Raw genomic sequence first — 22,338 nt, forward strand, 5'->3', positions numbered from 1 at the left:
ATGGAAGAACTAATATGATGTATGCGCAATCTAAAAGGCGCTACATGTGGGTTATTTTCCCTGGAATGCGATGGATCGATTCCCGGAAAATAGCATGTTAATACGAATAGGTATTAAATTTAACAATTGAAAACCAACAATAAAGATAAAATTTGTAAAAAACGTGAGAAAGTAGCGGCATTAGGTATTATGCTGCTACTTCTTGTATTCACTCCATCTCTGGACGTATTTCCTAAAGAATATTTTTTAATTTTTTTTAATAAATGAAATGTTAACGTTGTTTTATAATATAAGTAGATTAAAAATCATTTACAAAATGATTGTCAGATCTGTGCATACAGGTCAGTGAGCATGCTAGAGCGAGGGGGTACTACTATGGCAAATGATCGTGACAACAGGCAGGAAATCATGTCCGAGAGAAAGGGCTCATTTTTACAGACGATAGCTTTTCAGAATCTGGCGGTGAATATCGTGATTTTGATAGCTGTAATCATTGTGACCATCATAATGATAAACAGCATGAAGACCATGAAATTCACAGCAAATACGGCCAGTGTGAATGAGGCTGAATCCCTGGTCCAGGAGGCAAAGCTTAGAGAGAAAACGCTTTTGATCGATGGAAGATTAAGCGCTCTCATCGGTGCATCATCTGTCGAGGGTGTAGATCAGGCAACACTCCAGGGATACGTAGATGACATGAAGGCAGCTGAAGCAGGAATTCCCGAGCATGTGGAATATCTTAAGCAGAGCATACTTGTTACTCAGGTGGCAGATGGACAGCAGCAGATGGATGCCTTGGAGGCAGCTCTAAATAGCTACCTTGCTGATGCCAATGCTATAGTAGATGGATGCATGTCAGGTGATTTACAGACTGTTTATGGAATTTTGGGAAGCACCTACTACGCAAATATGGGCAACATGGAGGCTTGCTATGATGTAGCGGAGGCTTCTCTTGTTGGCCTGTCGAATGGCCTTGATGCTTACCTGCAGATCAGCCTTGATACTGCAACCAAAAAGGCTGTTATTGGAATCATTGTAATTATAGTTTGTATAGTAGTTGGTATGATTCTAAGTATTACTCGTGTCAGCAAAAAGATCAGTGCAATTTCCGGTGAAGTTGTTTCAATAATCGACAACATCAATGCAGGAAAGGGTGATCTTACAGCCAGAATAAATACAAAGACCAAGACTGAGCTTGAGTCCATCGTGGATGGAATAAACCAGTTTATAGGCACTCTTCAGAATATCATCAGGGATGTTAAGGATGGCACAGTCATTCTTCGCACATCTTCCGATGAGATGACAGAGCAGATTCAGAGAGCAAGTGATAACATCACCAATACATCCGCAGCTTTGCAGGAGCTTTCCGCAAGCATGGATACAGTATCTGAAACCGCTGAGCTCATAAACGGTAAGCTTGAAGAGGTTAAGGAAGCTGCTGACGATATCAGAAACGAAGCTGCAGCAGGTACAGAAACTGCCGGCAATATCAAGGTTGAAGCAGATAACATTAAGTCTGAAGCTACCAATAAGAAGGAGAATACCGGAGCTAAGATCACAGAGCTTGGCGAAGTCCTTAAGAGTTCTGTAAAAGACAGTGAGAAGGTTAGCCAGATCAACGAGCTTACAAACGTAATTCTGGATATCGCATCCCAGACAAACCTCCTTGCCCTCAATGCTTCCATTGAGGCAGCAAGAGCTGGAGAAGCAGGAAAAGGCTTCGCAGTTGTTGCTGAAGAGATCAGCGCCCTTGCTGAGAACTCAAGACAGACAGCTGGAAATATCCAGGTTATCAGTAATGAAGTTACTAATGCTGTTAAGACACTATCCAACAATGCTCTTGAAGTTATCGACTTCATCACCGATACAGTTATCGCTGACTATGACGCATTCGTTGATACCGGTGATAAGTACGAGCAGGCAGCCATTTTGATGGATGAGATGCTTGGTAAGTTCTCCGATAAGGCGGATAACCTCAATGTCATCATGGAGCGCATGGCAGATTCCGTTGAGTCCATCACTGAATCAGTTAAGCAGTCCAGTGAAGCCATCGGACTGTCCGCAAATAACTCTACGGAGATTGTTGGTGAGATTCAGGGCATCGACAATGCCATGAGTGAGAACAACAGAGTAACAGAGAGACTTGGTGAGAGCACAAGTATATTTGAGAATCTGTAAAAGTCTGGAATTGGATGTTACAAACAAAAAACGCACTCTCTGAAATGTGGAGAGTGCGTTTTTTATGGGCGGGCAAAAAAATAAGGTATACAGCCTAAACTGTATACCTTACTGATTTACTCGGGCTTGAACTCGTCCTTACCTACTCCGCAAAGGGGGCATACCCAATCTGCCGGAAGGTCGTCGAACTTTGTTCCTGCTGCGATACCGTTATCCGGATCGCCTGCTGCCTCATCATAAATATATCCACATGTGCCACATACATACTTCATAAGAAATACTCCTTTCGTGTGTAAACAACTAGTTGATAGATGAGAATATTGTAACATGATTACGAGAGGAAGATTATTATAATTTCGTGAAATATTTTTGATAGTATCCGGCAGAAAAATAAGCACGTGTTTGCCATTTTACAAATATGCTATAATTGGTTAGTGTTGTATGACACAAATCCATAAACTGGGGAATATTAAATGACATATTCAGGCAGCACAAAGAAATCAAATGTGCTTATTATCATCCCAGCCTATAATGAAGGCGAGAATATCAAAAATATAGTTGAAGAGCTAAGGAGCGGATATCCGCAGTACGACTACGTTGTAATTAACGACGGATCATCCGATGACACCGGCAAGATTTTAAGAGAGCAGGGCTATAACCACGTGACCTGCCCTATAAACCTTGGAATCGGTGGTGCCATTCAGACAGGCTACCAGTATGCCAGGGAAAAAGGCTACGATGTTGCTGTTCAGCTTGACGGCGACGGGCAGCACGATCCTGCTTATATCGGCGATATCGTACAGCCTATTTTGGACGATCAGGCAGACTATGTAATTGGATCCAGGTTCGTTAATAAAGAAGGATTCCAGAGCTCAGTTACAAGGCGAATCGGCATCAGATTTTTAAGCGGACTCATAACAGTCCTTTGCTTTAGGAAAATCAAGGATGTTACCAGCGGCTTTAGAGCAGTGAACCGCTTTTTCATAAATGCTTTTGCCGGCAGCTATCCGATAGATTATCCGGAACCTGAGGCCATCATGGACGCTGTTATGAGAAGGAAGAGGATCATGGAGCTTCCTGTTGTCATGCGAGAGCGCGAGACCGGTACCAGCTCAATCAATCTTAGAAGATCCGTTTATTACATGATAAAAGTCACACTTGACATCATAGTCTGCAGAATCAGCTATGGTATCAGAAGATAAGAGATACCCCGCATGCCGTATGTGACTATAGATACAGTTATTTTAGGAATGGGAGATTTTTAAATGGGGACAATTATTCCGCCAAGACTTACCGTGGTGCTGATCATCGCAATAGTGATCTATTTTATAATAATTCTTTCGCTTTTAAAGCATAGAATGCTGAATATGAAGTACACACTTCTGTGGCTGCTTACAGGAGTTGTGATGCTGATTCTTGTGATAAATCCGATGCTGATGTTTTATCTGATCCAGATTCTTGGCATTACCAGTGCCATGAACGGTCTCTACATCATGCTGATAGGATTCCTTATTATGCTTGTACTGTCTCTTACCAGCATTGCATCAAGGCAGGCAGGCCGAATAACCAAGCTCATCCAAAACCAGGGACTCCTTGAAAAGAGGATTCGTGAGCTTGAAGAGAAAATGGGAGAATCTACGGGAGAGTAAAGTTTTTTGGGGCGTAACTACTAATTTGACGATTACAGGAGGCGCCCATGGCAAGAAAAAAGAGGCTTACCAGAAAGCCATTATCTTTTGCGACCAAGATCAAGCTCATGCAGATGAATCTTGACTCGGGTCTCGATCTTTTAGACAAAAAGCTATCCCACGAGGAAAAGATAAAAGTCGTAAAGTTCTGCTTATCCCACCAAAGAAACATCCGGGGAACCGCTGAACTCTACGGCCTTCGCTACGCCCACGTCTACCAGTGGGTTCGAAAATACGAGGCTGGCGGCGAAGACGCCCTCATCGACAGACGCGGCAAACGCGGAAAGGGTCGCAGAACCCTCCTTCTCGAAGAAGAACAGGCCGAGTACGACAGAGAGAACGAGCTTGAAAGACTCCGGAAGCTGCAGGAGGGGGAAGATGGCGAAGAGGATGAGGGGGATAGCGAATAAGATAAGTGTGGAGAGTTGTCTCAGAGTTAATGAAATTGCAATTTTGCATCGAAATATTGCAATTTAGACCACAAAATGCTATTTTTAACTTATAAATTGCAATTTAATAATGCAAAATTTCAATTTGAAACCGTAAAATTGCAATAATTCTCAAAAATAATTCTGAATCAAATCGGAGCACACATAATATGAACAGTAAAAGAATAGAAAATCTCAAAAAGCTAAAAAAGGAACAGAAGTTGACATATGAGATAATTTCTCAAAAGTCAGGTGTTCCGCTAAGCACTGTTCAAAAAGTAATTGGTGGAAATATACAGGCGCCCAGAGAAGATACTCTGTTGGCGCTTGAGAGTGCGTTTTCCAATAGCATTTCTTATAAAAATGCCCTGGCTCAACCTGAAATATCTATAGGTAACCAGGATTTTGCTGCAATTATAGAAAATGGATATTTTTATATTGATAAAACCTCATTTATCAAAAGATGGTGGGAAAGCGCAGATGTTGTAACTCTCATTACAAGACCCAGAAGATTCGGAAAAACACTTAATCTAAGTATGCTTGACTACTTTTTTTCTAATCGTCATGAAGGAAGTAGCGAGTTATTCACCTCATTATCCATTTGGAATGAAAAAGAATACAGATCTCTACAAGGACAATATCCTGTCTTGTTTATTAGTTTTGCATCCGTTAAGGGAACAGATTATGAAACATCCCGTAGTCAGATAATACAGGAGATTGTTGGCTTATACAGGAACAATAGCTATCTGAAAGATGCACCGCATGTCACAGAAATGGATAGGAAGTTCTGGGGCATGGTTACGTATGATATGACAGATGCAACTGCCGCAGATTCCATAAGATTTATCTGTGAAATGATGCATCGATACTACAATAAAAAGGTTCTTGTATTTTTGGACGAATATGATACGCCTATTCAGGAAGCCTATACAAATGGTTTCTGGGATAAAATGACCGGATTTATAAGAAATCTTTTTAATTCCACATTCAAGACTAATACGCATCTCGAAAGAGCAATAATGACCGGAATTACCAGAATCAGCAAAGAATCTATTTTTTCAGACCTTAATAATCTGAAGGTCGATACAATGACGAATGCAAAGTACAGCACGGACTTCGGTTTTACAGAAAGCGAAATCAGAAACGTTTTGTCGGTATATGATCTGAATGATAGCATGGCTGACGTAAAGGAATGGTATGACGGATTCAAAATAGGAGAAGCTATAGATATTTACAACCCGTGGTCTATCACTCAGTTCCTTGACACAGGATTTCTTGATGATTATTGGGCCAACACAAGTGAAAATTCTTTGGTCGAAAAACTAATTCGTGAAGGAAGCGTGGATGTAAAGAAAGCTATGGAACGTCTCTTGGTAGGTGATTCTATCGAGGCGCTTATTGATGATGAAATTGTTTTCAATCTTATAAATAATAACGAATCAGGTATTTACAGCCTTCTGCTTGCAGCCGGTTATCTTAAGATAGATCATGCCATAGATAACCAGGGTGTTCGCAAAAAGTATAGTGTATCTCTCACAAATCTTGAGGTCAGACATGCATTTGAGGATATGATAAAACGCTGGTTTGAAGGCGATAGTGTGCGATACAACGACTTTTTAAAAGCACTTCTTCTAAATGATGTAAAGTACATGAATCGCTTCATGAATGAAGTGGCACTAAACACTTTTTCCAGCTTTGATGTAGGCAATAAGCCTTCTTCGACGACTGAACCCGAGAGATTTTATCATGGGTTTGTCCTTGGGCTCATAGTGGATTTGCGAGACAAATACCACATAATTTCGAACAGAGAGAGCGGATTTGGGCGCTATGATGTATGTCTTGAGCCAAAAGACAATAATTCTCCGGCGTACGTTCTGGAATTTAAAGTCCACGATCCGGATGATGAGAAGTCGCTCGAAGAAACAGTGCAAAAAGCTTTGGATCAGATCAAAGAGAAAAACTATGATGCAGCTTTATTAGCCAGGGGTATAAAACAGGAAAACATCCATCACTATGGATTTGCGTTCGAGGGAAAGAAAGTTTTGATTGGGTAAGAATAAAGTACTAATAAGAATACTTTTATGTCATCAATGCTTGGCATAAGTTGTATACCTTATTTAATTCCCAGGATGTATACTGTTATTATAATCAGGACGCTGCTATTTGATTTATAATCTAAAGCAAGCAATTTGCGCATGAGAAAAGGCTAATGGATATGAAAAAAATAAGTACATCTATATCTACATTTAGAAACTTAATAAATTCAGACTGCATGTACGTTGATAAGACCAGGCATATCTACGAGATGGTAAAAGAACCTTTTGGATTGTTCTTTTTTTCCAGACCAAGAAGATTTGGCAAAAGCCTTACAGTAAGTACTTTGGAATCGGTTTTTTTAGGTGAGAGAGAATTGTTTCAAGGACTCTACATCTACGATTCAGATTATAAATGGGAAAAATATCCTATCATACACATAGATTTTGGAAGAAGTGACAGCACCACTGCAGCGAATTTGGAAGAGTGGATAAAACTTGAACTAAAAAGTATCGCTTCTGATCATGAAGTTCAGATAGAGGGCAGTTCGCCGGCGCTTCAGTTTGGTGAACTTATAAAGGCACTTTATAAGAAATATGGAAAAGGTGTTGTTGTTCTTATTGATGAATATGACAGACCTATAACCAATAACCTTGAGGATGGAAAGGGAGTAAAACTCATACGAAGGATGATGGAAGCTTTTTATCAGATGATAAAAGGCTATGAATCTATGGAGCGTTTTGTTTTTCTCACCGGAGTGACGCGTCTGAGTCAGGTTTCTGTGTTTAGTAAGCTCAACAATCTGGTTGATATAAGTAGAAGCAGTAAGTACTCTGACGCTGTAGGCTACACCCAGGATGAGCTGGATGAGTATTTTACTGATTATATCAAAGCCGGTGCTGAAAAGAACGGATGCACTTATGATGAGTTAAAAGAGAGACTTGCTTCATGGTATGATGGATTTAAATTTGCATTCGATGGAATCAAGGTATATAACCCGGTGTCCGTTGGAAGATTTTTTATGGAAAATTTTGAATTCAGGAACTACTGGTATGCGACTGCAACACCGGTTATGCTGGTAGAGCAGGCCAAGAAACAGAGGATAACTGTTGAAAATATTGAAAATGCAGTTATGACGGATATTGCCTATAACTCTTTTGATATTATGAAACTTTCAGAAGATAAGGCTGATTCACACTTACTAATTCAACTATTGCTTCAGGCAGGATATCTGACTATAGGAGATATGGTGGCGGAAAAGCCTGCCCCCACATATCGATTGGTGTACCCTAACAAGGAAGTGCAATTATCATTTGAAACGGACCTGGCTTCTGTATATATGGATAAGCCCATCGCGGATATAAACAATATTGTTAATGACATACAAAGCGCGGCGATAGAAGGCGACGTTGATAGTATGATAACATCCCTTAAGGGATTGTTTGCAGGGATCCCTTATGATATTCACCTAAAATATGAAAAGTATTATCAGTCCCTCATATATTTGGCATGCAGAATGTCCGGCATGGAGATCATTTCTGAGAATAGAACAAATATTGGAAGGATAGATGCAACACTTACTGCCGGAAAGTATATCTATGTCATTGAATATAAGATTGATAAATCTGCGAAAGAAGCGCTGGAACAGATAGAGGACAAGAAATATACAGAAAAATATGTTGATAAGTTAAAAAATGGCTTTAATCTCATAAAGGTTGGCATCAACTTCTCTTCAAGTAAAGATGTTAGAAATATTGAAGAGTACATAGTTGGCTAATTAATTAGCCATCAATGCCGGATGTTGCACGGAAAAATTCGGAGGCGCCCATGGCAAGAAAAAAGAGGCTTACCAGAAAGCCATTATCTTTTGCGACCAAGATCAAGCTCATGCAGATGAATCTTGACTCTGGTCTCGATCTTTTAGACAAAAAGCTATCCCACGAGGAAAAGATAAAAGTCGTAAAGTTCTGCTTATCCCACCAAAGAAACATCCGGGGAACTGCTGAACTCTACGGCCTTCGCTACGCCCACGTCTACCAGTGGGTTCGAAAATACGAGGCAGGCGGCGAAGACGCCCTCATCGACAGACGCGGCAAGCGCGGAAAGGGTCGCAGAACCCTCCTTCTTGAAGAAGAACAGGCCGAGTACGACAGAGAGAACGAGCTTGAAAGACTCCGGAAGCTGCAGGAGGGGGAAGATGGCGAAGAGGATGAGGGGGATGGAGAAGGCGATAGCGAATGAGGTAGATACTGCGAACTGATAGCAGTGTAATAGGGATATTAAAAGCGGTTTTAGCCAGCGCCCATATGGGTGCTGGCTATTTCAATGCGCAAAATCTAAATTCGGCTTTTCTGTGCCTAGAAAGCAAAAACTACATCCAAATGAGAATAAATCACATTTGAGCGTTGATTTTTAGTCCGATTTGTATATAATCAGAATTAAGGAGGAATCAAACCATGTTGATTCAATTTAATTTCAAGAATTTTAAATCTTTTAAAGAAGAAGCAATATTGGACTTGTCTGCAACAAAAATGACGGAATTCTCAGAGAGAGTTGTGAATGTTGGCGGTGAGAAGAGCCTGACAGTTGCGGCTATTTATGGAGCAAATGCCAGTGGAAAATCAAACATATACCATGCATTAGGATATATGTCCGATTATGTTATTAATTCTTTCAAATATGGGGATGATGAGGAGGAATATGAGTTATATAAGCCTACTCCGTTCCTGTTTGCTTCGGACTCTGCAACAGATGAGTCGAGTTTTGAAATATATTTTACATTTCCTGGTGATAAGAAGGAAAAAACATATAATTACGGATTTTGTATAAATGGTGAAGGTGTCACGGAAGAATGGCTAAATTCTAAAGCAAAAACAGCCAGAGAATTTAAAACGGTTTTCTACCGTGGAAGGACGCCAGATGAACTGGATTTGTCAGGTATTCCAGCTAGCAGCAGAGATAATATCAAGGTAGCTCTGGAGAAACAGGTTCTGATAGTATCTCTCGGGGCAAAACTGAAAATAGAAATATGTAAGCAAGTCAGGGAATGGTTCCTTATGAATGAATTTGCTGACTTTGGAGATCCAATTACAAATTATTTCCTCTCCAGAAGACTGCCTAATGAATTTGCTGATAATAAAGATGTTCAGAAGGATGTAATAAGATTTTTTGATTCTTTTGATGAGCATATCAAAGACTTTAGGGTTGAGAAGATACCTCAGGAGAATCAGGCGAAAGAAGAAAAGTATAAGATAAATTCACTTCATAAGATGGTTGGCTCGGATGAAATGGTGGAGATACCTCTTGAGGCGGAATCTGCCGGAACTTTAAAGATGTTTGCACTTTATCCGGATTTAAGAGATGTGTTGGAGAAGGGAAGCGTGTTTGTTATCGATGAATTGAATGCTCGCCTTCATCCGCTTTTGGTAAGAAATTTCCTGCTTACATTTCTAAATCCTAAGATCAATACAAACCATGCACAGCTTATTTTTACGACTCATGATACATGGCAATTATCAAATCAGTTACTGCGCAGAGATGAAGTCTGGTTTGTGGAGAAGGATGAAAATGGTGAATCCACATTATATTCATTAGCTGATTTTGTTGATGAAGATGGTATTCATATTCGTAAGGATGAGAATTATGAGAAGAATTATCTCATAGGAAAATATGGGGCAATACCCAGCTTAAAAAGCATAGATTTTATAAACTGAGGTGGCATTTGTGGGTAAAAAAGACAGGACTGGGAATAGAGTGAAAAGGGATTCCCGTAGGAGATTAAGGATACCGGAATTGGGGTATTACCTCATCGTAACGGATACAGAGGGCACTGAGCGATGCTATTTTACGGGGCTTCATCAATCATTGCCTGAAAATATCAGAAAGAACATAGTGATAAAGGTTGAAGAGACCAAAACAAGAAAGCTAATAGACAGGTGCCTTGAACTGACGGCTTATGATGCTCAGTATCGATCACCCTGGATTGTTTTTGATAGAGATCAGGTGGAGACTTTTGATGACATAATTAAAGAAGCAGAAAGTAAAGGCATCAATGTGGGCTGGTCCAACCCTTGTTTTGAAATATGGATGTATGCATATTTTGGATCTATGCCTGCAATCGATAATTCATGGACCTGCTGCACAAAATTTGGACAACTGTATGAAACGAAAACCAATCAGGAATACTCTAAGTCCGATGAGAGCTTATACAAGAAGGTCCATGACAATGGTGATGAGGAGAAAGCGATACAAATAGCGGAGCAGAAGCTTCAACAATGTATCAGGGATGGCAAGACCATACCATCAGAAATGTGTCCTTGTACTACGGTGCATAAGCTTATTGGTGAGATTAGGGATAAGACAAAAGACGTTGAAAGAGAACGTATTATGGGAGTTTGATAATTGGATAAGTTTATAGAAAAAATTGTTAGTGAAGAATGGGGGAAATGGAGTAGTTTTATAATATTCTTAATATTCAGTACGTTAACAGCGGTATCTATCATTTCTGCGATATGTGGTGTGTTTTCATATACAGTTACTTATAAAAATATAAGCTATTCAAAACTGACGAATACTGGAAAAAATATACTTGCAGTTGTTATTATTCTGGTTATAGCATTGAATATTTGGCATTTTATATATGTATATAATAAGAATCATATTCGGAGAGCAAAGAAAAATCAGTCAGGTATCATGATTTATTTAGATGCACCTACAAAAAAGGTATATGAAGATACTGTAAGGAAATTTGGAATAGAGTTTTCTAATAACGTATCCCTGTCCATAAATGTCAATTTCCGGAACTTCAATAATATCAACAGTTCCACCAATTTGTTCAAGGATTTGTTTTTTTAGACCATTGAAGTAATAAGGCTCAGTTTTTTCACCTTCTGTAATGATAAGAAACGAGTTTGCCTTAGGCGTTTTAAAATCATGGGTACGCTTTTTTCTATCGGCCCGTCTCTTTTTAAAAATATCATCGCTTCCCATTCAATCACCTGCTTCCACATTATACTCAGATAATGAAGGGATTCCTCCATAAACTCCGGATAAATAGTCTTTTTCAAACGATGCATCAGAACGAATCTTGAAATCAGATAAGGCAGAAAGGCTGGAATACCCATAATCATCTTTTTGAACAAACCAGATCTGATCTCTTCTGAAAAATTTTCGATCCAAAAGAGTTGTGTCATGTGTTGTATAAATAAGCTGGGCACTAGAATCCTTATTGTTAAATAAATCAATTACAAATTTAAGGAGTAGAGGATGCAGCTTAATATTCAACTCATCTACGATCATAATGCCATCTCGCATAATGATTGAAGAAGCAATAATAAAAATAATTATGCTTTTTAAGGTACCTTGCGATTCGTTATACAGATTTAGCTTATATTTCTTTTGATTCTTACCATTATGATATGTAAAAAACTCTATCTTTTTGTCGATTGTATCGTATGAAATATCCCTGATACCAGTATCAATAGCAGTGAGAAACCTGATGAGCTCATCTTTATTATTATCAATTACATCTGGCAGAAATCGTTCCATAACACGGGGATTTTCATAAAAGCGAGTATCTACTATCATCATGTGAGAAATTTCAGCAAATACTTTGTGAAATACTTCTGTTTTTAGAGATAATCTGCTGAAAAAGGTTAGGGCAAGAGCTTCTTTTGAAATCTGATTCTTATATCGGTCACATTCTCTTCTGATCGAAGCCCCCATTTTAATTTCTTTAGTACTGCGTTCTAAAATTATTGATTTACGATTGCTCTCAAAATCCCGGACATAAAACCATTCACTAATAATTTCTTTATCATCAAACTCAAATCCATAGCTATATTCTGCAGAATCATCACAGACAATAATTTGATATTCAGATGGAGAGAATTCATCATCAAAAGCAAAGGGATTATAATACTTTTCCAGAATGTTATCCTCAATCTCACCGACGGCATTCATAGAGCGCATAACTATGTTTTGGAACATCTGTATACCATAGTAGAGGTTTGATTTTCCACTTGCGTTTGCACCATAGATTGCTGCTACTCGTAAGAACTTTTCTTTTGTTCCTTGGATTAGATTGTACTGATGTTCTTTATATGCTGGTATGGATGTCATATCAAGAGTGATTTCATCTTTAAAAGACAAAACATTCTTCATAGAAAACTGAACTAGCACGGCATGAACCTCCTATCATTCCTATTCTGATAATAAAATAACATTTTATGCATGCCACGTCAATAAAATTACGGAAAATTCACAAAAATATTGACATAAGCAACATGTAGTGATATTCTTCATATAAATCAAATAAAAACACAATATCTTGTGCAAAACCTAAAAGCTGCATAGGGATAATGAATATATGAATAGGTAATTGCGAAACTCAGTAAAAGTATATGCGCAACTTTAACATAAGCATTAAGGAATGTATTTTTTGAAAGCCATGCAATTTAACTTAGAAAAAATCTGGTTTTAGGCGCACTTGAATAAAGCTAAAACATTATTAAGTTGGTAAGTCCTATGCTATAAGAGGCTTAAGGCTTCTGATGTATTCATGATGATGAATCTTGTCGGCAAGCACAACGGAGATAAGCTGTGTGATACCAGCAAGTATCAAGTCAGCATGCAGAGTTTTCTCGTTTCGTGTACGACGATTTGCTAAGCAAAAGTTATCCTTCATGTGATTGATTTCTCGCTCAACAGTGGTCCTGATTTTACATTCCTCAGTTCCGCGAAGAACACGGGGATAGGCACGAAGATTCTTTTCGGGATATATGTGTATCATTCGCCCGCAAGGTGACTCGGTGCATGGTTTGCTAGGCATTTGCTTCACTGAGCTAGCTAACAATTTAATAGAAAATGATTTGAATATAGTCTCTAACGCCTCAGGTTTAAGTTTGTCTCGCTGCTGTACAAAAGCGGAAGCTGTAGGCGTATCTGGAGAAGTATCATAAAAATCTAATAATTCATTTGTGATATTTCTGCTCCCCATACCAATGATTGTCAAAATGAGTTTTTCAATCGGCATTTTTCTGTTTCTTACAAAATCCTTTCCTGGAGAGACACAGAACTGTTCAATGGACTTACAAACAGTGCGTATCTCCTTTAGTAAAGTGTCTCTAACCTGTTTTGCTTTCATGTGCACCTCCTTGAAATAAAGACTTTTGCCTCTAATTTTAAGGGCCGCTTTCGCTACTTCTTATAATAATCTGTAGCGAAAGCGGCCGCACTTTTATGTTTATCTGTCAACTACTTTTTAGAAAAAAAGACCCCTACACCATTTCTGATGTAGAGATCTTTATAGTGTCATCTTAACTTAATGACATTGGCCCCGAACCTCGGCCTCCTCCAGAGAACTGAATATGAGTATCCATGCCGGCTGAGACAATCCGGCCATCTCGGGTTCCATAAAACATTGATTTCTGTCTAAAAAAAGTCCTTGACTTTTGACCCAGTATAATCAACCTGCTGATTATCCTTTTAAAAATGACAATCATAACGCCTTTTTACCTTTGAATTTTGACAATTCGAGGCTACTTTATCCTTTGAAAAATGACAATTGTCGTTGTACAATGGTATAAACAGGAGGTTTTTATGTTAAAGAGAGATATTTGGGGAAAGCTTAACGATTGGAACAATCGAAATCATCACCCCCTAGTAATAAAAGGCTTAAGACAGATTGGAAAAACATATATTGTGAAAGAATTTGGCAAGGAATTCTTTGAAAGCTGCGTATACATTGATCTTAGAGCAAATAAGACAGTGCACGGTGCTTTTGAAGGAGATTTTGACGTAGACAAAATGGTTATGTCCATTTCAGCTGTAATTACAAATGCCAAATTTGTCCCACACAAAACACTTATCATTCTTGATGAGATTCAGGATTGCCCCAATGCCAGGAGTTCCCTTAAGTATTGGGATATTGATGGCCGCTATGATGTTATTGCTACCGGAAGTTTTCTGGGCGTGAAAGGATTCCGCGAACCATATACAAGGGGCATACCTGTTGGCTATGAAGAGCAGCTGACAATGTACCCACTTTCGTTTCGCGAATTCTTAAAAAATACAGGAATAGATGAAAAAGTACTTGATTATGTTAGGGAATCTATTCATGATAAGAAAACAATAGATAAACCCATACATGAAAGTATGCGCGCTCTGTATCTGCAGTATCTTATAGTAGGTGGTATGCCTGAGGCAGTAAATACATTTTTTGAAGCTCATGACCTCAATGCTGTGAGAAATGTGCAAAAATCTATACTAAAGTCGATAAGGGATGATTTTGGACGGTATAAAGACGCTGATGGAAATGACAAGACAAACGAAGTACTTAAACTTAGGGCAGAGGCATGCCTGGATTCAATGCCATCACAGCTTTCAAAAGAATATAAGAAATTTCAGTACAGTCTTGTAAATGCTAAAGGACATTCACCGGAAAAGGCTGATGGTTTGCAATACCTGATAGATGTGGGTCTTATTGTCCGTTCATTTAACACAAGAGAGATATCATTCCCTCTCGAGGGAGCAAAAATACCAACTGAGTTCAAAGCCTTCTATTGTGATACAGGGCTACTCATATCGCAGCTTGGCGACGATATTCCTGCAAAAATTCTTTCAGGAGATTTAAGTGCTTACAAAGGAGCCATAGCAGAAAATATGGTTGCATCTGCATTTGCTACTAACGACATGAAATTATATTACTTCCATGCGCCTAGTGGATCTCCGGAACTTGACTTTCTGTTTGAAGATAAGGGCGAAACGGTGATAGTCGAATGCAAGGCTACCAATAATAGAGCAACAAGCATGAAATATGTGATCCGTAATCAGAAAAAATACGGAATTCACCCGGCAATAAAGCTTGCTGACACCAACGTAGGCGAAGGTGATGGCTTTATCACATATCCGCTTTATGCTATTGGGTTCATGGAACCAATTGTGCCAAATGCTATCATTGAACCTGTGGATATTAAGCAGCTAAAGGTCCCTGAAGACAAGTAAAATAACACCAAACCAAAGAAAAAAGTTTGGATTGAGAACGAAATCAAAGATTTCAAGCAGAAAATTTTGGATTCTATATAATTAGAAGTAATAAAGGTAAAAATATTAAGCATGAAACAATCCATTCTCTGGCTCGCCCCCTATGTCCCATACTCCAAGGTAAGGCATGCGGGTGGTAAGAACCTAAACTATTACATAAACTACATAAATGATACCGGGAAGTTCGATATCACCTTTATTGGGCTCGGATATGAGGAAGAGAAAAAGAGCGTAGCTCTTGAAGAAAAAGGTGTAAAAACGGACATATACTACCGTGATAGTTCCAAGGCTGACTACGTCATAAGGCGTATTGTCAGTAGCTTTACGTTGCTTAATCTTATGTCTGCACATGGTCTGATTTCATTAGCGATTTTATAGAAAGCATATGAATGGTAGAAAAGAGGATGACTAATGAGTGACGAGGGTCAATTTAGAAATACTAATGGAATTATCGTTAATTCACAGGATGATAGAGAACGCATGAAAAATGCCATAGAGCATGAATACGCGCATCAAATACTATACATACTTACGACGTATGGACAAATGATGCTCATGCTTGAGAAGAATAAGTAATAATCGCAACAGTATACAAAAGCATATAAGAAAACTACCTATTTACTCATATATAGATGTGGCTATTGGGGCTTCAATGGATAAAATAATAGAGGTTTTTAGAGGTGGTAAGTATGTGTATATGGATTTTGATAATTACAAATTGTTAATTGTCAAAAGGAAAAGCATTATTTTATTAGTTGCAATAGTTGATGAAGCGGCTGGTACAATTGATAAGATGTTGATAAATAGCGGTATTGCGAAAAAGTCAAAAATAGCTGATTTTGGAAATGCTAAGGATATTGTTAGGATTTATGAAATGTGTATAGAGTTCGAAGCTGTTGATCGATCAGATGTAAAAAGTATTGCTTTGGAAATATGATTGGAACAAGATTACACGTTGCTATGTTCATATTGTGAGATAGGATTTATAACTTTAAATCGATGCGGATAATTTTGGGAGGAATAAATGTATTTTTTCTTCTTTTCTGATTCTAGAAAAATGAACGATAATGAATTGATTCGTGATGCTTTTGAAGAAGTGTTCTTCAGGAAATTACGTATGGAAGGTTATTGTGACTTAAATCCAATTTTAGGCAACCCTAAGATCGAGCATCAAAAAGTTGTGATGGAAAAAGCCAAGCTGAAATATGAAGCCGAGAAAGAAGCTCTTGCCGAGCTCATCAAGCTTCGCAATGAACTCAGGAAGGATGAACTCATGGCTGCAGTTATCAAGAGTGAACATTCTTATGAAGAGATCATGGCGTTCATAAAAGGTTCCACTGAAAGTGAGGATGAATAATGCAAGAGTACTCGAGAATACTGATTGAACAATACTGCAGGACTCATAAAAGCACAAAGAAGAGTAAGTTTTTGTGGGATCTAGTTGAACTCTCATATGATATGGAGTGTGAACCTGAGGAATGGGAGGCGCTACAACTAGAACGTTATATAAATCAAGAAAGGAATCCAGAGCTAAGGGAAGCGCTCGAGGATCTTGATGAGTTTTTATTCGGATAAAAATAAGCCCTACTGAGTTGCTTGCCGAAAGCATTTCAGCAGGGCTTTGATTTTGAGTGGTAAAATGACTGGAAGTTAAGATTCTATGTTCAAAAGAATTCGGAACTGTACTACCACAAACGTTAAAAATGGTTTCAAACATAATTATTGTTTAAAACTGCGCAAAAAAGTATACTATATACAGAAAGGTGGACATAACCATGAAATTATTGAGAGTAATTGCATCGGAATTCAAAAACTGCGCAGATGATTTTGACATAAGTTTTGTTCCGTTAGCCAGGAAGACGGCAGAAGATAAAGAGTATGAATTAGAGGAAATCGCAGACGGACTTTTTGTTTTTTCCACTGTGGGAATTGTAGGAAAAAATGCATCCGGTAAAACGTCTGTCTTGGACTTGCTTAATGTGTGTTATGACATTTTAGGTACATTCAGAGTTGAGAAGAGAGAGTATAGTTTAAATAATGTTTCTCTGACGATGTATTTTTATCATGAGAATTACATTTATAAGTATTCCACAAAGCTTAGAGAAGATCCTTTAAGTGATAAAGTGCTGTTCTCTGATCAGACTATAGTTAGAAAAGCATATTACAAAAGCAAGGCCAATAGCATTTTTGAGAATGAAGGTTATGAAGCAGCAGCTTTCGAGGGTGAATTACCGGAAGATACATCCAGCATATTTTTTGTAATTAAGAAATTGGGAGTTCTTTCAGCATACAGCAAAAGTTTAGACTATGGTGTTGATGCATACTATGACTCTTTTTCTGCTAAAAAAGCATTTGGTCTATCAGATGATGTTTTGAAAAAAATAATTAGGATTTTTGATGAGAACATTACAGGCCTGGAAATGATAGATGATCATAATTACCGGTTGGGATTCTGCGGCAGAGAAGAGATACTGTCAGATAAAGAGCTCTATTTCAGAATTTCGGCAGGAACTACAAAGGGATTAGCGCTATATACATTGGTAGTTCTTTCACTAGCTAACGGATTTGACATCATAATAGACGAGATAGAGAACCATTTCCATAAGACATTGGTGGAGAACATAATCAGTTTATATAAAGACAAGAGCATCAATAAGAAAAACGCCACTTTGATATTTGCGACTCATTACTGTGAGATTCTGGATATATTCAATCGTCAGGACAATATATACATTACAAAATCAGACGAGAAAGTAAAGATCTACAACATGTATAAAGACTTCGAAGTAAGGTCGGAGTTACTTAAGAGCAAACAATTCTATAACAATGTTTTCAAAACAGCAGTTAACTACGAAGCTCTCATGGATCTGAAGAAGGAACTTAAGAAATGAGATTACTGATAATGTGTGAGGGCCCTAATGAGAAGAAGGTAGTTGATATGCTTCTTGAAAATGGATGTTTATCATTTACTGCTGATGATTTACTGGACTTGGTTCCTTATCATGTGATATTCGAGGTGTTGGGAAATTTTTAAACAGTGAGTATGAAGGGGCAAACTTAATCAAAGAAATAAAAACGCAATACGGAGACGTAATGCCCTGTAACGGAACAAAGGACAAGGAAGTAATGAGTAACCTGAACCGTCAGACTTGGGATGAACTCTGGAACAGTCCTGAAGCAGAGCAGGTAAGAAATAAAGTAAGACACTGCGACAGAAATTGCTGGATGATCGGTTCTGTATCACCTGCAATGCATAAATATATCTGGAAGCCAGCAACATGGGTTGCAGGACACAAATTCAAGGCACTCTTTACCAAGCATCCTTACAGCATGTACGAAAACAAGATCTGCTGTGACTACAGAGATGGTAAAGTTACAAAGGAGCAGCTTGATAAGTGCTCAACCTGTGACATGAACGCAGTAATAAATAACGGCCTCTCAGCAGCCAGCCAGGAGCAGCTTAAGTACAAGACCGGCGAAGAAATTGTTGATGAGGATATTTCCAGTCAGCTTAATAAGTAAAAATATGAGTTCTGCTTATCACATTGCAATGATAGGCAGGGCTCTTTTTAATTAGTAAAGTATCATTATCCAAAAAGTAAAAAGTTGTCCCAAAATAGATTATATTTGTCCCTGGATTATGTTATTATATGTTTGGAGGTGTAAATCCAATGAAAAAGCAAAATATCATTAATTTGGTGAAATACTATGTAGATAAGAATGATTCGGCCTTTCGTGCAGAGGTTGCAGAAATAGCAGCAGATTTCGGGGAACATGGAGAGGAGGATATTGGAAATTATTTATTAGATCTCATATCAACTACAGATTTTTATGTTCCACAGAATAATTATCGAGATTTGCAGTACTTAAAAAAGAATGCATTTACTAACAAGCCTTTATTGTTACCAGATGAAATTAGGGATGATGTGTTGGGAATTGTTAGGGCATCCAATAGTGATATTCGTATATCAAAGGTTCTTTTTTATGGAGTGCCAGGAACTGGTAAAACGCAATCTGCATATCAAATTGCGAGATTGCTTGATAGGGATCTTTTATCTGTGAGGATGGAAGACTTGGTAGATTCACATTTGGGACAAACACCCAAAAATATTGTAAGACTATTTGATGAAATACGTCACTTACCTTCTCAGAATGTAGTGGTATTGTTTGATGAACTTGACTCATTAGTGATGAATAGAATCAATGATAAGGATTTACGTGAAATGGGAAGGGTGACATCTACATTTCTTAAGGAATTGGATACTTTATCGGATCAGATAATGATTATTGCAACGACAAACCTTATAGATTCATTTGATAAGGCATTACTCAGAAGATTTGACGGATTAGTTTCTTTTGATAGATATAGCAAGGATGATTTGATAGATATAGCAAATTCTATTTTGCAACAATTGTTAAAGAAGAGTAAAACAAGTAAGTCAGATATGAGATTGTTTAATAAAATACTTAGAAATATGGATAAGATTCCTTATCCAGGAGAAATGTTTCAAATAATTAAGGTATCGTTGGCTTTTGCTGATGATTCTAATGAATATGATTATCTTAGGCGATTATATATGGAACTAACTCATGATACGGATATTTCGATTAAGAGGTTATCCGAAGAGGGCTACACTACTAGAGAAATTGAGGTGATTACGAGGGTGTCTAAAAGTAGTGTATCAAGGAAAATAAGGGAGATTTAAAATGAATAGTTTGTTGGGGATAAAAATGCCATATAATCACGAGCCCAATAGCAAGAGACCAGGGGCTAGGAATATAAAAAAAGCAAATTTTGTTTATGCGGATCACATTTTAAAGCTGATAGCAGATTTAAATAAAATAAAGTCATACTATGAGGAGGTTGATAATTATATAGATGGTTGCCTAATCGATGTATATTATAACGATATTATTGCTAAAAGCGGACGCATACAAGAAATATTAAAGTTTAAGAGTGATTGTAATAAATCTATAGTAGGGGCGAGATTCACGGAATCACAGGATGATCCTAAGCATATTATTACCCACTATGTTTCTGCAAAAGAAATAGAAGAAGCTATTCATAAACTTCAATTAGCTTACGACTTCATAGATACTGAATTAGGAGGATGTGCAAATAGTGAGAATTTTAGAGCGGATAATACTGCTATAAACTATCCGCAGAAACCATATAATAAAAGCAAAATAAGGAATACTATTATTGACTGCTCAGTCATAGATGGATTTGCTATACCAAATGTTGTGAAGGGTGCTGAAATAAAAGATCGCGTAATCCTGACATTTTATAATACAAAAAATGATTTAGATACTTTGTTTGAAAGAATTGGTATTGATAGTGCTAAGTATATATATAGTCCTGCGGGGAAAAATTCGATATCTGCGTCAGTAGAATTGTTCAACTATTTGGTTGAGAAAGTACCATATCTTATTTCGATGGTAGCAACTGATATATCTAAAATTGATTATGCTAATGACGGTAAATATTCCCAAAATAAAATTCCGATACCAAAGCCCAATAATGAGCCAGTTATAGGTGTTATAGATACTTTATTCGATAAAAATGTATATTTCGGAGAATGGGTTGATTACAGAGAAACACTGGAGTTATATGAGCAGCATAGTACAAAAAAAGAGCACTATGAACATGGAACAGCGGTGTCATCTATTATAGTGGATGGTCCTACTCTAAATCCATGGTTGGATGATGGCTTGGGAAGGTTTAGGGTAAGGCATTTTGGAGTCTGCGCAGGGACAATTTCACCTACTAGATTGATCTATAAGATTGAGAAAATTGTTAATGAAAATCAAGATATTCACGTTTGGAATTTATGCTTGGGAACGAATGAAGAAGTATCAAAAAACTTTATTTCTTTTGATGCAGCAGCATTGGATGAGATACAGGAAAAGAAGAATGTTATTTTTGTGGTTGCGGGTACGAATGATAATAGATCGCAAAAAAAAGATTATTTGAGGATAGGATCACCGGCAGACTCTCTGAATGCTATTGTAGTTAACTCTGTAAAGAGAGATGGGACTCCGGCTAGTTATTCCCGTAGTGGAAAAATACTCTCCTTTTTTAATAAACCGGATGTTTCCTATTATGGAGGAGATTATGAAGATAATGAACGTATTAATGTATGTACTAATAAGGGGATTGATAAACAGTATGGTACATCTTTTGCTGCGCCTTGGATTTCAAGAAAAATGTGCTACTTGATTGAAGTTTTAGGATTCACGAGAGAAACTGCTAAGGCGCTGATTATAGATTCAGCTGCCGGATGGGAATATAAACAGGGTAATTATAGGTATCAGAATGTGATTGGGTATGGTGTTGTTCCGAGAGATATATCGGCTATTACTACATGTGAGGATTCTGAAATTAAATTTGTTATGCAGGGGATATCAGATTCGTATGTGACCTCTAATTATGCTATACCTGTACCTAAGGATGAGAATGGGAATAATCCGTACGTGGCCAGAGCAACATTATGCTATTTCCCTGAATGCAACAGGCTAGAAGGCGTTGATTATACCCAAAGAGAATTGTCGTTGAAGTTTGGTAGGGTTAGCTCAGATGGAATAGTTGATATAAATAAGAATATACAGGACGAAGAAGGAGAATATAGTAGCGAACGAAGAGCCAGAAATGAATTTAGAAAGTGGGATAATACAAAATTCATTTCAAGTCTCTATCGAGAGAAGGGAATGAAATCACTTAAGAATTATGGTGAGGGATTATGGGGGGTGACCCTTACGTCCAAGGAACGCAGAAGATATGCGCTAAAAAAAGAGCTTAGATTTGGGATGGTGATAACCGTCCGAAATATAAAAGGTGTCAATAAAATTAATGATTTTAAGCATGCTTGTTTGCTTAGAGGATATATTGTAAACGAGATAAATGCGACTAACCAAAACGAGATATATCAGAAGGCGCAGGAAGAAATTGTACTTGAGTAGGATAGTAA

General features: G+C 37.8%; 21 protein-coding genes and 2 pseudogenes. 18 read left to right on the forward strand and 5 right to left on the reverse strand.

The genetic code is table 11. The features are described from left to right. Window positions 1-375 precede the first annotated feature (375 nt). Window positions 376-2,178 carry a methyl-accepting chemotaxis protein gene (locus G603_RS0104910; protein WP_026669489.1) on the forward strand — a complete coding sequence of 601 codons (1,803 nt, stop codon included), beginning with the start codon at window positions 376-378 and terminating at the stop codon, window positions 2,176-2,178. Window positions 2,179-2,294: 116 nt separating this feature from the next. Here the strand turns inward: G603_RS0104910 and rd are convergent, their stop codons facing one another. Continuing rightward, on the reverse strand, window positions 2,295-2,450 hold the full coding sequence (rd, locus tag G603_RS21895) for a rubredoxin (RefSeq protein WP_081669826.1): 156 nt from the start codon (window positions 2,448-2,450) through the stop codon (window positions 2,295-2,297). Window positions 2,451-2,651: 201 nt separating this feature from the next. Here rd and G603_RS0104920 point away from each other — a divergent pair, with 201 nt between their 5' ends. The 8 genes from G603_RS0104920 to G603_RS0104955 all read left to right on the forward strand — a co-directional run bounded on the left by G603_RS0104920 (window position 2,652) and on the right by G603_RS0104955 (window position 10,726). Then, window positions 2,652-3,380: a glycosyltransferase family 2 protein gene (locus tag G603_RS0104920; RefSeq protein WP_051207476.1), complete on the forward strand. Its 729-nt coding sequence runs from the start codon at window positions 2,652-2,654 to the stop codon at window positions 3,378-3,380. Window positions 3,381-3,443: 63 nt separating this feature from the next. Then, complete coding sequence (locus G603_RS0104925; RefSeq protein WP_026669491.1) at window positions 3,444-3,827, forward strand: DUF2304 domain-containing protein; 384 nt, start codon at window positions 3,444-3,446, stop codon at window positions 3,825-3,827. A gap of 47 nt (window positions 3,828-3,874) precedes the next feature. Then, a complete protein-coding gene (locus G603_RS19275) occupies window positions 3,875-4,276 on the forward strand; it encodes a helix-turn-helix domain-containing protein (RefSeq protein ID WP_051207477.1) in 402 nt (133 codons plus the stop codon). A gap of 188 nt (window positions 4,277-4,464) precedes the next feature. Then, on the forward strand, window positions 4,465-6,348 hold the full coding sequence (locus G603_RS0104935) for an AAA family ATPase (RefSeq protein ID WP_081669827.1): 1,884 nt from the start codon (window positions 4,465-4,467) through the stop codon (window positions 6,346-6,348). Between the two features lie 161 nt (window positions 6,349-6,509). Beyond that, a complete protein-coding gene (locus tag G603_RS0104940; RefSeq protein WP_026669493.1) occupies window positions 6,510-8,105 on the forward strand; it encodes an AAA family ATPase in 1,596 nt (531 codons plus the stop codon). 50 nt (window positions 8,106-8,155) lie between these two features. Beyond that, window positions 8,156-8,569 (forward strand): helix-turn-helix domain-containing protein, encoded by a 414-nt coding sequence (locus tag G603_RS21320; RefSeq protein ID WP_051207480.1) that lies wholly within the window; start codon window positions 8,156-8,158, stop codon window positions 8,567-8,569. A gap of 215 nt (window positions 8,570-8,784) precedes the next feature. Further along, the gene (locus G603_RS0104950; protein WP_026669494.1) at window positions 8,785-10,041 is read left to right on the forward strand and encodes an AAA family ATPase; all 1,257 of its coding nucleotides are present in this window, start codon (window positions 8,785-8,787) and stop codon (window positions 10,039-10,041) included. Between the two features lie 79 nt (window positions 10,042-10,120). Next, entirely contained in the window at window positions 10,121-10,726 is a 606-nt protein-coding gene (locus G603_RS0104955; RefSeq protein WP_330367525.1) for an RloB family protein, read from the forward strand. A gap of 303 nt (window positions 10,727-11,029) precedes the next feature. Here the strand turns inward: G603_RS0104955 and G603_RS0104960 are convergent, their stop codons facing one another. From G603_RS0104960 to G603_RS23220, 3 genes and pseudogenes are all read right to left on the reverse strand, one after another. Further along, the gene (locus G603_RS0104960; RefSeq protein ID WP_026523772.1) at window positions 11,030-11,317 is read right to left on the reverse strand and encodes a hypothetical protein; all 288 of its coding nucleotides are present in this window, start codon (window positions 11,315-11,317) and stop codon (window positions 11,030-11,032) included. Beyond that, window positions 11,318-12,508 (reverse strand): AAA family ATPase, encoded by a 1,191-nt coding sequence (locus G603_RS0104965; protein WP_026669496.1) that lies wholly within the window; start codon window positions 12,506-12,508, stop codon window positions 11,318-11,320. It lies immediately after the preceding gene. 343 nt (window positions 12,509-12,851) lie between these two features. Further along, window positions 12,852-13,145, reverse strand: a pseudogene (locus G603_RS23220) (ISNCY family transposase); the annotation flags it as partial. 782 nt (window positions 13,146-13,927) lie between these two features. On the opposite strand from G603_RS23220, the gene G603_RS0104975 reads away from it, so the two are divergent. After that, window positions 13,928-15,331 carry an ATP-binding protein gene (locus G603_RS0104975; protein ID WP_026669498.1) on the forward strand — a complete coding sequence of 468 codons (1,404 nt, stop codon included), beginning with the start codon at window positions 13,928-13,930 and terminating at the stop codon, window positions 15,329-15,331. Window positions 15,332-15,514: 183 nt separating this feature from the next. Here G603_RS0104975 and G603_RS22265 read toward each other — a convergent pair whose 3' ends face one another. Beyond that, entirely contained in the window at window positions 15,515-15,721 is a 207-nt protein-coding gene (locus G603_RS22265; protein WP_155832616.1) for a hypothetical protein, read from the reverse strand. A gap of 60 nt (window positions 15,722-15,781) precedes the next feature. Between G603_RS22265 and G603_RS22270 the strand changes: the two genes are divergently transcribed. The 8 genes and pseudogenes from G603_RS22270 to G603_RS0105025 all read left to right on the forward strand — a co-directional run bounded on the left by G603_RS22270 (window position 15,782) and on the right by G603_RS0105025 (window position 22,330). Then, the gene (locus tag G603_RS22270; protein WP_155832617.1) at window positions 15,782-15,946 is read left to right on the forward strand and encodes a hypothetical protein; all 165 of its coding nucleotides are present in this window, start codon (window positions 15,782-15,784) and stop codon (window positions 15,944-15,946) included. A gap of 76 nt (window positions 15,947-16,022) precedes the next feature. Then, the gene (locus G603_RS0104990) at window positions 16,023-16,307 is read left to right on the forward strand and encodes a hypothetical protein (RefSeq protein WP_026669500.1); all 285 of its coding nucleotides are present in this window, start codon (window positions 16,023-16,025) and stop codon (window positions 16,305-16,307) included. Between the two features lie 87 nt (window positions 16,308-16,394). Further along, window positions 16,395-16,727 carry a hypothetical protein gene (locus tag G603_RS0104995; protein ID WP_242834837.1) on the forward strand — a complete coding sequence of 111 codons (333 nt, stop codon included), beginning with the start codon at window positions 16,395-16,397 and terminating at the stop codon, window positions 16,725-16,727. A 418-nt stretch (window positions 16,728-17,145) separates the two neighbouring features. Continuing rightward, window positions 17,146-18,261 (forward strand): AAA family ATPase, encoded by a 1,116-nt coding sequence (locus G603_RS0105005; RefSeq protein ID WP_026669503.1) that lies wholly within the window; start codon window positions 17,146-17,148, stop codon window positions 18,259-18,261. Beyond that, the gene (locus tag G603_RS22275) at window positions 18,258-18,404 is read left to right on the forward strand and encodes a hypothetical protein (RefSeq protein ID WP_155832618.1); all 147 of its coding nucleotides are present in this window, start codon (window positions 18,258-18,260) and stop codon (window positions 18,402-18,404) included. The genes G603_RS0105005 and G603_RS22275 overlap by 4 nt, the downstream gene beginning before the upstream one ends. 47 nt (window positions 18,405-18,451) lie before the next feature. Further along, window positions 18,452-18,892 (forward strand): annotated as a pseudogene (locus tag G603_RS0105015) (SPASM domain-containing protein); the annotation flags it as partial. 149 nt (window positions 18,893-19,041) lie between these two features. Continuing rightward, window positions 19,042-20,076, forward strand: coding sequence for an ATP-binding protein (locus tag G603_RS0105020; RefSeq protein WP_026669505.1), 1,035 nt, complete (start codon window positions 19,042-19,044; stop codon window positions 20,074-20,076). Between the two features lies 1 nt (window position 20,077). Beyond that, complete coding sequence (locus G603_RS0105025) at window positions 20,078-22,330, forward strand: S8 family peptidase (RefSeq protein ID WP_026669506.1); 2,253 nt, start codon at window positions 20,078-20,080, stop codon at window positions 22,328-22,330. Window positions 22,331-22,338 lie beyond the last annotated feature (8 nt).

This window comes from Butyrivibrio sp. AE3006, assembly GCF_000424165.1.
Classification (GTDB): Bacteria; Bacillota; Clostridia; order Lachnospirales; family Lachnospiraceae; genus Butyrivibrio.